This is a genomic window from Microbacterium sp. cf332 (assembly GCF_900102175.1).
Classification (GTDB): Bacteria; Actinomycetota; Actinomycetes; order Actinomycetales; family Microbacteriaceae; genus Microbacterium.
This window is the reverse complement of record NZ_FNKN01000001.1, coordinates 427,074-439,735: the sequence shown is the minus strand read 5'-3', so window position 1 is coordinate 439,735 and position 12,662 is coordinate 427,074. Positions and strand designations below refer to the sequence as shown.

Here is a 12,662-nt window from a genome sequence, read left to right as displayed (position 1 = left end):
TCTCCTGATGGGGACGGGCTTCCTCCAAGGTACGCGCGCAGGTCGCGTTCACCAAACCTGTTGGGCGTGTCACACAAAAAATCCTTGGAGGATTTGAAATGGGTAAGATCCAGATCAAGAAGTCCAGCAACGGCTGGCAGTACTACTTCGTTCTGAAGGCTCCGAACGGCGAGGTCATCGCCACCTCGGAGATGTACAACAGCAAGGCCGCCGCGCTGAACGGCGCGAACGCCGTGAAGATCTACGCGCCGACCGCGAACATCGAGGACACGACGGCGACGACGGGTCTGCGGACGTGGTGACTCGGCGGGTCAACGGCCTGATCTACGTGCCCTGTCCTCGCTGTAGCCGTAAGCTCGGCCCGTTCACGCGGGTCACTGCCGGAGCAGCACGTTGCGCCCACTGCGGCGCGGTCTTCAACGTTCGCGTCTAAGCGCCAGCCCCGAGACTGGAGGCCCCCGGTTTTTGCCGGGGGCCTCTGTCGTTGCGTCACTGTGTCAGGCCCGGGGAACGGCCCGGGGGTCTATGCCGCCTGATTCGGTACGACATCGAGCGTGACGATCCAGCGCGTTCCGTCCGCCTCGTGCCGGATGCCGACGACGCGATAGTCGGTCACTGCTGTGCCGTTGAGGAGGATCGTGATCCGGTCCTGAATCTCAAGCTGCGCGGCGAGGTCGGGGTTCTCCTGCGCGTTCCATCGGATCGAACTCACCCGATATGCGCTGTGCGCATGATCCTCGAACACCTCGGCCACCCGCTTCCATAGAAGCTCGACGTTCTCGGCAATGGTGGCCCCGGTATCGCCGAGGTATGAGTAGGACTCGATCCGGTCGGATTTGGTTCCGCCATCGACGTACGGCATTGCGGTGTCGGACTCCACGACGAGCGGCTTCCGCACCTTGACCTCGGCCCCTGCGGGCACCGAGGGGCCACCGAACGCGACCGAGAGCATGAGCGCCGCCGCGCCTGCGGGGGCCACCAGCGGGCCGACCTCGTATGTCTGCGGTGTGCCGCTGACGCTGTAAGAGTTCTCGACGGTCGCGGACACCTGCGTAGCGTTCCGGTTGAGCCACGTCACTTTGATCTGGCCCGAGGCGATGAGATTCGAGCCCTCGACCTCGACTGACGCGAAGTACGACGAGCCAGGCGTGACCCGAGTGGTGAACACGCGGGCGCGTCCGGCGTCGGCGGTGACTTCGGGGATGCTGTGCCCGACCTCGATTCGGGTGTTCCCGCCGTCGATTGCGCGGAGGATTGTCGCGTCCTCTCCGGCACGAATCGACCACGATGCGCCACCGTCCAGCTTGGCCCAATGCTTCACGCGTTCGGTTGGGAACCGGACGAGATTTGCGAGGCGAAGCGGTGTCGAGATGTTCGTTTCAAGCGTGGCCTTCCGCACGCCGAGGAGTTCGGTTTCTTCGGAGAGGTAGAAGGTTGAGGAGCGGGTTTGGTCGTTGCCGTCGAGCGGGTTCACGCCGCGGTTCGAACTCTCCAATCGGGTGATGGTGTTCCGGGTGTCCCACGCCTGCTCTGCGCTGATGAATTCGAGGTGACCCGGTGCGCGGGTGTCCGAGAAGAGGGCGCGAACGGGCGCATCCTTCGGGAACTGCCGGAACTGAGCGCGGTCGGCGGAGTCCACGAACCACACCGCGCCTACCGACTGGCACGCGAGCGAGAAGTGATTCGCGAGGGTCGATTCGTAGACGGTGCTTTGAAGCCGGTAGGGCGATGCGGAGCGGTCCTCGGTGATTTCGAGGCTGTGGAATCCGGTGTTCTCGATGAAGCCGTTCACCCGTCCCGAGACGGATTCGGCGGCGATCAGGATGACGTGGCTCTCGGCGGTCGCCTCGAACTCGAACTCGGGAAGCGGAGTGGTCTCGCCGGTCTGTTCTAGGTCGCCGAACGGTGCGAATCCGATGCCCTCAACCCCGAGGGCGTAGTTATCGACCAGGGCGGGGGAGAGCGCTACGGCGGTGGCGCGCAAGGTGTAGGTGCGGCCCACGGTGAGGCCGTCGATCGTGCGGCGAATGCCCATGCCGTACGCGGGAACGTTCGTCTCGGTGGTGTCGCTCGCGGCCTGCGTCTCGCGGATCAGGCCCACCGGGGCGGGGTCGAGCGTGAAGAGCGAGCCACGGCGAACGCCTGCGGGTTCGAGGCTGACAACGCCGCTCGTCTCGGGAGTGAAGCCTGCCCACGGGCCGCGGTCCAGGTTCTCCCGCATGACAACGCGCACCGGGGTAGAGAGGAAGTCGGGGCTCTCGGTGATGACGATGTTGGTCGCGGCCACACGGACGTAGTAGGCGGACCCGGGCTGACGGTTCTTGAGCGTGAAGGTGCGCTCGGGGCCTGAGGCGATCCACTGCGCGCCGATCCAGTCGGCGTCGCGGTTGTTGACGAGCACGACGTGTCCGGTGATCGGTGAGTCGCCGTCCGAGGTCGGGGCGTCCCAGTTCAGGCGGACCTCTGTCGGGGATAGCTGGGTGACCTTCAGGTTCAGGGGGCGTCCGGGCTCGGTGGCAAGCTGGCGCGCGGACGTGGGGGACCATCCGCCCGCGCCCACGGCGTTGACCGCACGCACGCGAACGTGCATGCCATCCCCGAGCGAGACCGGGAGGTCACTCAAGATCGCCGAGAGCGTGGTCGAGGTGACGGTCTTCGCGCCCGTGAAGTCATTCGTGCCGGACGCCTCAACCTCGTATCGCAGGATCGGCGCGCCACCGTCTGCGGGGGCGGTGTATTCGACCTTGAGGGTTCGCCCGACCTGCTGCGTGAGCGGGGCATATGCCATCGCGGCGGGCACGGTGGCAAGACGGACGGACGCTGTATTAGAGAACACCGAGACGGTGCCCGCGGCCTCGGTGACGATGTTCTTCGCGGCGACCCGGGCGTAGACGGTCGAGCCGACCGGGACGGTGAACGTGCCGCCGCCTGAGACCTGACGGTTCCGGGTGAAGCCGGAATCGGTTGCGACCTCAACATGCCAGCCGGTGAGCGCCACACCGCCGTTGTCGGCGGGGGCGTCCCAATCGACCTGCACCGAGCCGGGGCCGGTTCCGGTGACGCGGACGTTCCGGGGCGCGGTCGGGGCCTGGTACCAGCGAAAGCCGCCCGATAGACCGGTGTCCCACGTCGTGCCGTTGTCGTCACGAGCCGAGCCGCCCTCGCGACCGCCGAACCAGATGGACCCTTGCGGGGAGATGCGGAAGTCGGTCGAGGTTGCGGTTGTGTACCAGTTGCTCGAATCGAGAACGCCCGTGTCGTCGGCCTGCCCGGATGCGCCTCGGGTGCCGGTCCAGGATGAGCCGCCGACCGCAACGGTGACCGTGCGGGATGCGCCACGTCCTGAGACGGCGGTCCACACGTCGCACACGAGGATGCCCGCCTGACCGTTGTCCATCCGGCGCCCGGTGGGAAGGCCCACGGTCGAGCGAACGGTTGCGTCAGTCCAGCGTCCGCGGCGCGTGGTGTTGCCGATATTCACGTCCATTTAGAGAGTCCTTACGAGCGGGGAGTCGTCCTCGGGCAGGACAACTTCAGTCAGTGCCGAATCGGCGAGTCGGGTGATGCGCTGCGCCCATGTCTCTGGGTCGGAGATGACGCCGTATCGAGTGGTGTTTGCGTGCGCAGTGACGGAATCGACCGCGGAGAGGGTGACGCGCAGGGTGCGGGCACCCGAGGTCTTCTCGAACGTGACGGTCGCGAACACGTCGGCGATCCGGCCCGTGAAGATCGGGAGAAGGTCTCCGGCCCCGGTCAGCTTGCCGACGCGCACGCGGGCGTTCGGGTGAATGCGCCCGTCCGAAGCGGGGTCGCCCGCGTTCACGATGGTCGCCGTCAACGTGCCGGGATCGACCGACACCGCTACGCCGTTGCGCTTGCCGCCGCGCTGGATGGTGAGGGACTGAAGCTCGGCGGTCCAGTCCTCCCATTCCCTGATGTCTTCGGCGAATAGCTGGATGGAGAGGGTGCCGAGAAGGGGGCGTTCGATGATCATGCGAAGCTCACCGATCCACCGAGGCGGACGTGTTCACGGATGGCCTCGACCACGCGGCGACCGTCCTCCGGCGACGGCGAGACCGGGCTACTGAAGTTCACGTTCTCGATCACCACGGTTTGCGCGTTCGCGCCTCTGTACTGGCCCGAGCCGTAGCCCGCGGGCACGTTGAGGGATGCCTCGAAGCCGTTCGACACTCGCGAACTCAGGCGACCCATCGCCGAATCAACCAGCCTGTTCGAGCCGTTCAGACCCTTCGCGAGGCCCTGCACCATGAACTTGCCGTAGCTCGTGAAGAGCTTCGACGGCGATGCGATACCGAAGAACGACTTGAACGCGTCGATCGCGTTGCCCGCGATGTCGAGAAGCATGTCCGTGACGCGGCCCGCGGCGTTCGAGAGTCCTCGGACAAGTCCGTTGATGATGTCGCGACCTGCGCTGAGGAGCCAGTTACCGGCACCCGCGAGCGCGCCCATGACGGCACCCGGGATCGATCCGAAGAAGTTCAGGACGCCGTTCCAGGTGTCGCGGATACCGTTCGACAGACCCGAGATGATGTCCATTCCCGAGCGCACGAGCCAGACACCCGCGGCCACGAAGAAGCCCTTCACTGCGCCGGGAATCGACCCGAAGAAGGCCATGACGTTGTTCCACGCGTCACGCACGAAATTGAGCAACTGCGGCCCCCACGCCTTCACGAGGTTGAGCACTCCATCGACGGCGAGGGTGATGAGCGAGACGATCACGTTCCACGCGCCCTTGACGATGTTCTGAATGAGTTCCCAGACGCTCGCGAAGATGTCTTGGATGCCCTGCCACGCCTGTTCCCAGTTGCCGGTGAAGACGCCCGTCAGGAAGGCGATTACGCCCGCGAGCACGTCCACAACGCTCTGGATGATCGGGGTGAGTGCCGCGATGACCGGCGTCAGGACTGCGGCGATGACCTGCGCGACGGTCGTGACGATGGCGATGAACACCGGAAGCACCGCCTGCACAAGCTGCATGAGCGGCGCGATGAGGGTGAACAGCGGGGTCACGAGTCCGAGCACCGCTGTGATGACGGGCATGATCACCGGCACCAGCGCGGCCATGAGTCCGACGAGCGCGCCGATGATCGCCTGCACGGTCGGCAGTACGGACATGAGCGCGCCACCGAGCACGGTCGCGAACTGCATGAACGCATCGACCAGCGGACCCACGAGCGGCTGGATCACCTGAAGGGCGACCCCGAGCGGTGAGAAGTTCTGCCAGAGGGTCATGACCGTCTGCGCGAATCCCGAGATGGGCGCTTCACCAGAGACAAGACCGGTGATGAAGGCGTTCACGTTCTCGATCACCGCGGCGAAGCCGGGGGAGTCCGCGAGACGAACGAAGGCGTCGTTGATGAAGTTGAGCACGCCCGTGGCGGCAGGGAGTAGCCCGACGACGAACGCCTCGGTGATGGCGCCGAAGGAGTTCTTGACCTTCTCGACCGTTCCGAGGAACGTGCCACCGAAGGCCTCAGCGGACCCGCCGAACTGTTCGTTGAGGACACCGAGAATGATGCCCTGCGCCCCGGCGACATCACCGACCTCGGTCATCTGCTTGACCATGGCCTTCTGGTCTTCGGTCAGCTGGACGCCGACCTTCGAGAGTGCGCCCACACCCTTGATCGGGTCATTCAGCGCCTTACCGACGAGAGTCGCCGCCGAGGTCATGTCGGTACCCATCGCGACGGACATATCCAGCGCCGCCTGAGTCGCGGCGTCGAAGTTCGTCCCCTTGATCTGGGTGAAGGTCAGGAGCATGTTCTGCCCCGACTGGATGACCTCGGCCTCGACGCCGGACATGCGCTCTAGCGAGTCCGCGAGCCCGGTGATCTGCTCGACGCTGCGGCCCGCTGCGCCGCCCGTAGAGGCGATGGCGGCGGAGGTCTGAGCGGTCAGACGCTCGACCTCTGCAACGGCCTTGAACGCGTCCACGAGGACCGCGCCGAAGGCTACGGCGGTGACGCCGACCATCGCGCCCGCGGCGATGCCGACACCCTTCAGCCCGGTTCCGAGCTTGCCGAGTACGCCGGACGCCTTGTCCATGTCGGCGGCGAACTTCTTTGTGTCCGCGAGAACACTGATGTTGATGGTGTTACTTGCCATCGGTGACGACACCCCCCTTGGGTGGTTGAGTGCGTCACTTAGTTGGTGAACCGGATCGCGCCGGGTGGTCGGTTACTTCTTGCGGTTTTGGCGGTTGAACTCGGCGATGATCGCCGTCCACTCGCCGAGGGTCAGAGAGCGGAACTCGCTCGGAGCCATACCGAGAGTTACGACGGCCTGAGCGAGCCGCTTCTCATTGGGCGTGGGCTCCGAGGTCATTCCTCCTCGTCACCGCCCGTGATGGCGTTCACCTCGGCGAGGGTCAGTGCCTCCGCCTGTGAACGTGTGAAGGTGGGGTCTTCCCGACGCTTCGCGATGTATGCGAGAGCGATGAGGAACTTCGCCTTGCGTGCTCCGGGCTCGGTGAGGGCGTCGATTCCCTGGCCCGTGATGTCTTCGATCTGGTCGATTTCGCCCATGGTTAGGGCGTCTAGCTGTAGTGCCATTAGTTCAGTCCGTTCTTCTGAATCAGTTCGTCGATACCTGCCTCAAGCGCTGCGAACACGGCGCTCCGGTTGGCCTGAAGGGCCTCGGTGAGGAAGGGCTGAGGCGAGATGCCTCGTGCGGGCCATCCGTAGTGAATGACTCCGGCGTATGGGGTGCGGGCTCCACCCGCGCGGACGACGGCCTTTGTTTTGCCGCGTCCGGCGCGGATGGTGCCCGCGAGTGCCCCGCTTCTGGCGGGGGCGTCTGCGGCGTCCACCACGATTGACCCGATGGAATGCATGAGGGTCTTCATGTCCTGCGCATCGGCACCGGCCTTGGTCAGGGCGCGCATCGAGCGGGACAGCCCCTCGACGCGCACCCGACCTGAGCCGGTTCCGTAAACCGTGATGTCAGCCATGGATTAGACCCGGGTGAAGGTCCACGCGGGCGAGACACCCGCGGCGTTCGTGACCGTGATGTTCCCGGCGCCGGTTCCCGCGGGAACCGTGGCGGCGATCGTCATGTCACTGACCGCTACGAACTTCGCGGCGACCGTGCCGAACTTGACGGCGGTCGCACCCGAGAAGCGAGTACCCGAGAGAACAATCGAGTCACCGACTGCGGCGGTTGCCGGTGCGGTGGTGATCGTCGGAACGCCCGTGGTGCCGCGGTCGAGGGTGGTCCGACCCACGACATCGAGGCGGGTCTCGAAGGTGTACTCGGTTGTTGCGCCTGCCTCACCACCGAGCGGGGGCGCGGTGAGAATCTTCACGACGCCGGTTACGTGCGGCTGATCGGCGGTGGCTACCGCGTTGCCGTGAACGGCGTAGCGGAATGCCACCTCGCGGCCCACGTTCTCGCGAACGTACGACCAGAATGAACCGGTCGCCGTGGACTGGATAGCGCCCACGGTGAAGTACTCAAGACGAGCGCCACCCTCCGCCGCGTCGGCGAATGTGGTGACATCACTGGATGCCTCTTCGTTGTCGAGGACGACGCTTGTAGCGTCGGCCCAGAAGTCAGTACCCCCGAAGCTGAGGGCTAGGGCGGAGCCCTTGATTCTTGTCGAACCTGCCATTGTTGTTTCCTTGTTAGAGAGCTACGGGGGCCGTAGCGGTGATGGTGACCGTGAGGAATCGCGGCCCGTTGTCGCCGCCGAAGGTCGCGGTGACTGGATCGCCGATGTCATCGACGGTCCAGCCGGAATTGAGGATCGCGATGTAGGCGTTCTCAACTGCGGTATCGAGGCGGTTGATTGTTGTTTCGTTGTCCCGAATGAGGAGCGCGAGCACCGCGGCGAAGCGCACGGTGACCTTCCCGAACGTCGGACCCGGGGTTAGGTAAGGGGACTCCGGTACGACGATGACGGCGGACTCGGTGACCTTCTCGGGCACGAACGCGAACTTGCGTAGGCCCGTTGCCTCGGCCACGAGTGCGGCGAACTCCTCGCGGGTCTCAGTGAGCGCGCTCATCACGCCACCCCCGGACCCACGAAGGGCGCGAGCATCGCGTACACGCCCGTGAGGGGGTCACGCGCGGTGCGGAAGGTCGGACCCTCAAGCGTGCCGATCTGCCCGGCGTTCGCACCGCGCGTTGCGCGTCGGATGAACAACTCTGCGCCGACCTCAAGAGCGGCCCGTTCGAGGATCACTTCGGGTACCACGGCATCGCCGACGTACGCCCCGAGGAGCGCGTCAGCGGTCGCGGCGCATGCCCCGATGAAGGGGTCATCCTTGGTGCTCTCGATATCGAGATACGCCTTGAGGTCAGCGAGAGTTATCATCGTCGGTGCCTCAAGATGCGGCGAGCTTGACCGGAACGATTAGCTCCGGGAACTCGTCGGCGATTGCGCCGTAGAAGTAGACCGAGAACTGCTTCGTCAGGTTGGTGATGTTCTCGTCCGAGAGCGAGAACAGAGCGCTGTCGTACTGCTTGATGGCGCGACCGTTCAGGAAGTAGGCCTCATCACCGGTCTGACCGGCGTCGAGGTAGACCGGAAGGCCGGCGAGGTTACCCGTCAGACCCGGCAGGTTCAGCGAGCCGGTGTGGTTGCCGTTGGCGACCGTGAACACGCGCTCGCCCGAGACGGTCAGGCTGCGGAGCTTCTTGAACACCGAAGCCGAGACAACCAGGGCCTCGGGTGCTGCGTTCAGAAGATCGAAGCGCATAGCGGCGTCGATTAGTGCGTCCTCCCAGCGGCCCGCCTCAGAAGCGGCGAGGGTGGAACCGAGGACGACGACACCGCCGTTCGCGGTGATGGCCTTGCGCGCGTTGATGACATCGGTGACGGCCTTGCGCAGCTCGATCTTCTTGCGCTTACCAGCCTCGATCGTCAGGGCCTCAAGCGTCGTGTTCAGCACGGGGATGCTCGAACGCTCGATGGCCTGGCGTGAAAGCTCGGTCCATCCGCCGAAGGTCTTGATCGGAGCGGAGTCGTCCTCGAAGGTCAGCTTGCCGTAAGCGAGAGTGTCACCTTCGTTGACCTGTTCCTCGACCTTCAGGGTGTTCGTGGCTAGACGAACGAACTCGACGGTCTTGCCTGTAGCGGGCAGGGTGCCGCGCGAGAACAGACGGGCCTGAACGCCCGAGGTGTTGTCGTAGAGGCGGGTGAGGTTCTGAACGTACTCGGCGCGAACCGGGGCGTCGGCCATGACCGCGCCATTGAAGTCGCGCTGCTGAAGCTCGTCGTGACGGTGTTCCTGTGCGCGGTTGTAGGCGTCGATCGTCTCGGCGTCACCCGAGACCATGGCCTTTACGACAGCACCGGCAGAGCGGCGGTCCACGGCGGGAGCCGAGGGGGCGGAAGTGGTGAAGGTCTCGAAGCGACGCTCGATGTCCTCGACCTGGCCGCGGAGCTCGTTCACGTCCGCGGGAGAGACTGAATCAGTCATTGTGGTTTCTCCATTGATGGGGGTTGATTCCTCGCGAACGCTGAGGATGGATGCCCCGCTGTATGCGGGACGTTCGACTACGGAGATTTCCCGCAGAAGGGCCTTGGTACGCACGACGACACCGGCGTCTGACGTGCGCTGATTGAGGGGAATGAATCCGACCGAGAAGCGGTTCAGCGCGCCCGAGCGGAGGAGGGCGAGGGTGTCGCGTCCGAGGTCGGATAGGGCGACCTTCGCGCGGACCCAGAGACCGCCGTCGCGGTCCTCGGTTTCGAGGACGTGCCCGATGATCGTCTTGTGATCGCGGTAGAGCTTGATGTCCTGCGAACCGTCGAACGCGCCGCGCTCGAAGCTCTCTCGGTAGCGCCCGCCGATGTCGGCAATCTCGCCATACGGGACGGCGTAGCCCTCGATCACGCCCTCATCGGCGCTCTCGTCGGCGCGGAACTCTAGGGTCGCTTCGCGGGTCTCTATTTGCCCGGTTCTGAGGCCACCGCGCAACGCGGACGCGATGCCGTCCACGGCTTCGCGCTTCGTCTCGTCGTCGTCAGGCAGTGCGGCAAGGTCGCCGAGAGTCATGTCATCGCTCATGCCGGGGCCTCCATGGTCTCGGGAGCCTCGGGCTCGACTGCCTCAGGGGCGGGAGCGGGGGCCGGTTCGGGCTTGGGGAGCGGGGGAAGGTTCTCGATGGCCCGAACCTCGTCCGGGGTCATCCATCCGGCGCGAAGTGCGGACTCGTGAGCGGCGTAACGCTCGGCGGTGTCACCGCGGAGAAGGGCTTCGAAGTTGAAGCGGACCCGCTGGCCGCGGGGGAGGGCGCGAGATAGCGCCTCCTCGATTTCGTTCGTGTACTGCGCGAGGCCGAACTTGACCCAGGACGTGAGTTCCTGAGAGACGTTCTGATATGACTGAGCGTTGCCGTCGAGGGTCGCGAGCATGAGCGACGCGGGCACACCGAACAGTCGGGCGATATCGGTGGTGTTGAACTTCCGAGATTCGAGCCACTGCGCATCTTCGGGCGAGAGCGAGAACGGAACCAGCTTGAAGCCGTCTCCGACCATCGGCACGCCCTCGCGGTCGCGTGCGGCCTGCGTCAGTGCCTCACGGTTCGCCGCTGCCTGCACGGGCGTAAGCGGCTTGTCGGTGCTCCAATAGCCGCCCGAGGGTAGACCGGAATCGTGGAACCAATTCGAGGCGTAGTCGCGGACATCGAGCGCGCCGCGGAGGGTGCCCTGCGCGGCCTGAATCGGCCCGAGGCCCTTCGCGCGACCGGGCATCCGATTCAGTTGCGGATGCGCCATGTCGCGCGAAGGGACGGGCGTCGTACGTCCTGCGACGGCGTAATGTGTCGTTCTGCCGGAGCCGTCAGTTTGCGGCTCGACATTGCGCGGGTCCAGCGGCGTGAAGTTCACGACGCGGCCCGAGGAATCGCGGTCGATCAAGAGGTATGCGTTACCGGTCGCGCTCATCGAGTTCACAACCAGTTCGAGAAACTGACCGGCGCTCATGGCCACGTTCGGGGCGCGCACGATTGCGGGCTTCGGGTCTAGGCGCTCATCGCCGCGATATACGTCGAGCGAGAGCTGCTTGATTGCCGTCGAGATGAGCGAGAAGGCGCGGTAGACCTCGGGGAGCGTGAGGGCGTCTTCGGGTGAGACGGCACGGCCTGAGACTGCGCGCGAGGGGATGACGAAAGCGCCACCGTCCGCGATGACCTCAGCGGCCCGCGTGACGGTCTTCCATGTGTCCCAAATTGCCAAAGCGACGTACTCCAAATACTGATAGGAATTCGTCGCTTGTGTCTCCTACCATTTTACCATCGAATTCGAGGGTGATATTTAGAAGAAGCTCGCGGACTGCTGCGGTGTAACCTCGGCGGCATGCACCGCCATAACGGTTGCCATAACCGCATCGATTTCGGTCGAGGAATCAGACGCGGAAATGATGAACGAGTCTCCGTGAGGCTTCGAGACGGTGCGGGGGAGTTGCACCGTGAGCAATGGGTCACCCGCGTGGAGGACCGTCTTCCGAGCCACCCGCGCGTAGAATGAATTCGAGGCGCGCACAATGTCGGCGGGCGAGTAGAGGGACACGGGATATCCGCGGCGCTTCAGTTCGTTCCCGAGTTCGCGAAGGCGGTAGCTGTACATCACGAACGCGGCGGGGTAGCGGAACGACAGTTCTTCGCAGAGCGCGGTCAGGGTGTCGAGGGTCGGGTTCGGTATGTCCGCGATGAGCTTCGTGTGCACCGTGCCGGACTCATCGAGGACCGCGGCGGCGATGGTGGCGCTACCCTGACCGGTTGTCCAGTCGAGAGCAATCACGGGCTGTGTGCCGGTGGGCCACTCCGCATCCCACGGGCGTTGGCATTCTCCCCACTTCGCTAGCGGAATGAAGGCCTCCGTGCCCGAGGTGAAGCGGTTCAGGCGGTAGCGCAGAATCTCGGCGTTGCTGAGGGCGCGCACGTCCGCAAGGATCGTCTCGGGGTCGAGGCGACCGCCCGAGAGTGCCGGGTTCGCGGCTTCGAGGTAGTCGAGAAGCTTCCCGTCATCGGTGGGGACGATTGACTCGGGAGCCTCCCACACGAAGAATCCGAAGCGCTCAAGCGTGGGGTCACCCGACACCGCCTTGTCGCCGGTCTCATAGAGGTTCTTCAGTAGCTCGGACTCGTCGCCGCCCGCCGTCGTGATCCCGATGACGAGCGTGTTTGGTCGAGCCCCTGTCCCGTTCACCACGTCAGCCCATAGCTCGCGCGGGAGGATGTGAAGCTCGTCCACCAGTGCTGTGTGGATCGGGATGCCCTGTAGCCCCGCCGACTCCGCGGGTGCTACGCGGTAGATCGCACCGTCGTGGGTCTCTAGACCGCGGGTGCCGGTCGAGCGCCGGAAGCGCGCCAACAGTGTCGGGTTTCCTTCGATGGCCTTCCGGGCGCGCGCATAGATGAGGTCGGCCTGTTCCTTGCTGGACGCGAGGCCGATCGTGAACGCATTCGGCTGGCGGAGGAGTCCCCAGAGCCCGAGGATCGCACCGAGTTCCGTCTTTCCGTTCTGTCGCCCCATGGAGACGACGACGGAGCGGTAGCGAAGCTGACCCGCGCGAGCGTGGCCCGGCGGGTAGGTTTCGAGGATCGCGCGGAGAAGGGCGCGTTGCCACGGGTCCAACTCGATGCCGAAGGCCTCGCGCCAGACAATGAGAATGATCGGCTCGAACCGATCCCAG

13 protein-coding genes are annotated in these 12,662 nt (G+C 65.1%); 1 reads left to right on the top strand and 12 read right to left on the bottom strand.

Annotation, left to right across the window (positions count from 1 at the left end; translation table 11 throughout):
* Nucleotides 1–98: 98 nt before the first annotated feature.
* On the top strand, nucleotides 99–302 hold the full coding sequence (locus tag BLT21_RS02025) for a YegP family protein (protein WP_091498441.1): 204 nt from the start codon (nucleotides 99–101) through the stop codon (nucleotides 300–302).
* Between the two features lie 221 nt (nucleotides 303–523).
* Here the strand turns inward: BLT21_RS02025 and BLT21_RS02020 are convergent, their stop codons facing one another.
* From BLT21_RS02020 to BLT21_RS01970, 12 genes are all read right to left on the bottom strand, one after another.
* Nucleotides 524–2,998, bottom strand: a complete 2,475-nt coding sequence (locus BLT21_RS02020) for a fibronectin type III domain-containing protein (RefSeq protein ID WP_176786787.1) — start codon at nucleotides 2,996–2,998, stop codon at nucleotides 524–526.
* A gap of 489 nt (nucleotides 2,999–3,487) precedes the next feature.
* A complete protein-coding gene (locus BLT21_RS02015) occupies nucleotides 3,488–3,994 on the bottom strand; it encodes a hypothetical protein (protein WP_091498434.1) in 507 nt (168 codons plus the stop codon).
* Nucleotides 3,991–6,126, bottom strand: coding sequence for a phage tail protein (locus BLT21_RS02010; protein WP_091498431.1), 2,136 nt, complete (start codon nucleotides 6,124–6,126; stop codon nucleotides 3,991–3,993). Before BLT21_RS02010 ends, BLT21_RS02015 begins: the two co-directional genes overlap by 4 nt.
* A gap of 72 nt (nucleotides 6,127–6,198) precedes the next feature.
* Nucleotides 6,199–6,345 carry a hypothetical protein gene (locus BLT21_RS15590; protein ID WP_176786786.1) on the bottom strand — a complete coding sequence of 49 codons (147 nt, stop codon included), beginning with the start codon at nucleotides 6,343–6,345 and terminating at the stop codon, nucleotides 6,199–6,201.
* The gene (locus BLT21_RS02005; protein WP_091498427.1) at nucleotides 6,342–6,545 is read right to left on the bottom strand and encodes a hypothetical protein; all 204 of its coding nucleotides are present in this window, start codon (nucleotides 6,543–6,545) and stop codon (nucleotides 6,342–6,344) included. Before BLT21_RS02005 ends, BLT21_RS15590 begins: the two co-directional genes overlap by 4 nt.
* Before the next feature lie 26 nt (nucleotides 6,546–6,571).
* Nucleotides 6,572–6,970, bottom strand: coding sequence for an HK97 gp10 family phage protein (locus BLT21_RS02000; protein WP_143024918.1), 399 nt, complete (start codon nucleotides 6,968–6,970; stop codon nucleotides 6,572–6,574).
* Between the two features lie 3 nt (nucleotides 6,971–6,973).
* Nucleotides 6,974–7,630, bottom strand: coding sequence for an IPT/TIG domain-containing protein (locus BLT21_RS01995; protein WP_143024917.1), 657 nt, complete (start codon nucleotides 7,628–7,630; stop codon nucleotides 6,974–6,976).
* Between the two features lie 13 nt (nucleotides 7,631–7,643).
* Nucleotides 7,644–8,024, bottom strand: coding sequence for a hypothetical protein (locus tag BLT21_RS01990; protein ID WP_091498418.1), 381 nt, complete (start codon nucleotides 8,022–8,024; stop codon nucleotides 7,644–7,646).
* Nucleotides 8,024–8,335 (bottom strand): head-tail connector protein, encoded by a 312-nt coding sequence (locus tag BLT21_RS01985; protein ID WP_091498415.1) that lies wholly within the window; start codon nucleotides 8,333–8,335, stop codon nucleotides 8,024–8,026. The genes BLT21_RS01990 and BLT21_RS01985 overlap by 1 nt, the downstream gene beginning before the upstream one ends.
* Before the next feature lie 10 nt (nucleotides 8,336–8,345).
* The gene (locus BLT21_RS01980; protein ID WP_176786785.1) at nucleotides 8,346–10,022 is read right to left on the bottom strand and encodes an HK97 family phage prohead protease; all 1,677 of its coding nucleotides are present in this window, start codon (nucleotides 10,020–10,022) and stop codon (nucleotides 8,346–8,348) included.
* 8 nt (nucleotides 10,023–10,030) lie between these two features.
* Nucleotides 10,031–11,218, bottom strand: a complete 1,188-nt coding sequence (locus BLT21_RS01975; RefSeq protein ID WP_091498409.1) for a phage portal protein — start codon at nucleotides 11,216–11,218, stop codon at nucleotides 10,031–10,033.
* Between the two features lie 63 nt (nucleotides 11,219–11,281).
* Nucleotides 11,282–12,604 (bottom strand): terminase large subunit domain-containing protein, encoded by a 1,323-nt coding sequence (locus BLT21_RS01970; RefSeq protein WP_176786784.1) that lies wholly within the window; start codon nucleotides 12,602–12,604, stop codon nucleotides 11,282–11,284.
* Nucleotides 12,605–12,662 lie beyond the last annotated feature (58 nt).

Coding starts and splice junctions, on each gene's coding strand:
- BLT21_RS02015 (WP_091498434.1), bottom strand. CDS start 3,994: ATGATCATCGAACGCCCCCTTCTCGGCACCCTCTCCATCCAGCTATTC.
- BLT21_RS01995 (WP_143024917.1), bottom strand. CDS start 7,630: ATGGCAGGTTCGACAAGAATCAAGGGCTCCGCCCTAGCCCTCAGCTTC.
- BLT21_RS01980 (WP_176786785.1), bottom strand. CDS start 10,022: ATGACTCTCGGCGACCTTGCCGCACTGCCTGACGACGACGAGACGAAG.
- BLT21_RS02010 (WP_091498431.1), bottom strand. CDS start 6,126: ATGGCAAGTAACACCATCAACATCAGTGTTCTCGCGGACACAAAGAAG.
- BLT21_RS02000 (WP_143024918.1), bottom strand. CDS start 6,970: ATGGCTGACATCACGGTTTACGGAACCGGCTCAGGTCGGGTGCGCGTC.
- BLT21_RS15590 (WP_176786786.1), bottom strand. CDS start 6,345: ATGACCTCGGAGCCCACGCCCAATGAGAAGCGGCTCGCTCAGGCCGTC.
- BLT21_RS02005 (WP_091498427.1), bottom strand. CDS start 6,545: ATGGGCGAAATCGACCAGATCGAAGACATCACGGGCCAGGGAATCGAC.
- BLT21_RS01990 (WP_091498418.1), bottom strand. CDS start 8,024: ATGAGCGCGCTCACTGAGACCCGCGAGGAGTTCGCCGCACTCGTGGCC.
- BLT21_RS02025 (WP_091498441.1), top strand. CDS start 99: ATGGGTAAGATCCAGATCAAGAAGTCCAGCAACGGCTGGCAGTACTAC.
- BLT21_RS01985 (WP_091498415.1), bottom strand. CDS start 8,335: ATGATAACTCTCGCTGACCTCAAGGCGTATCTCGATATCGAGAGCACC.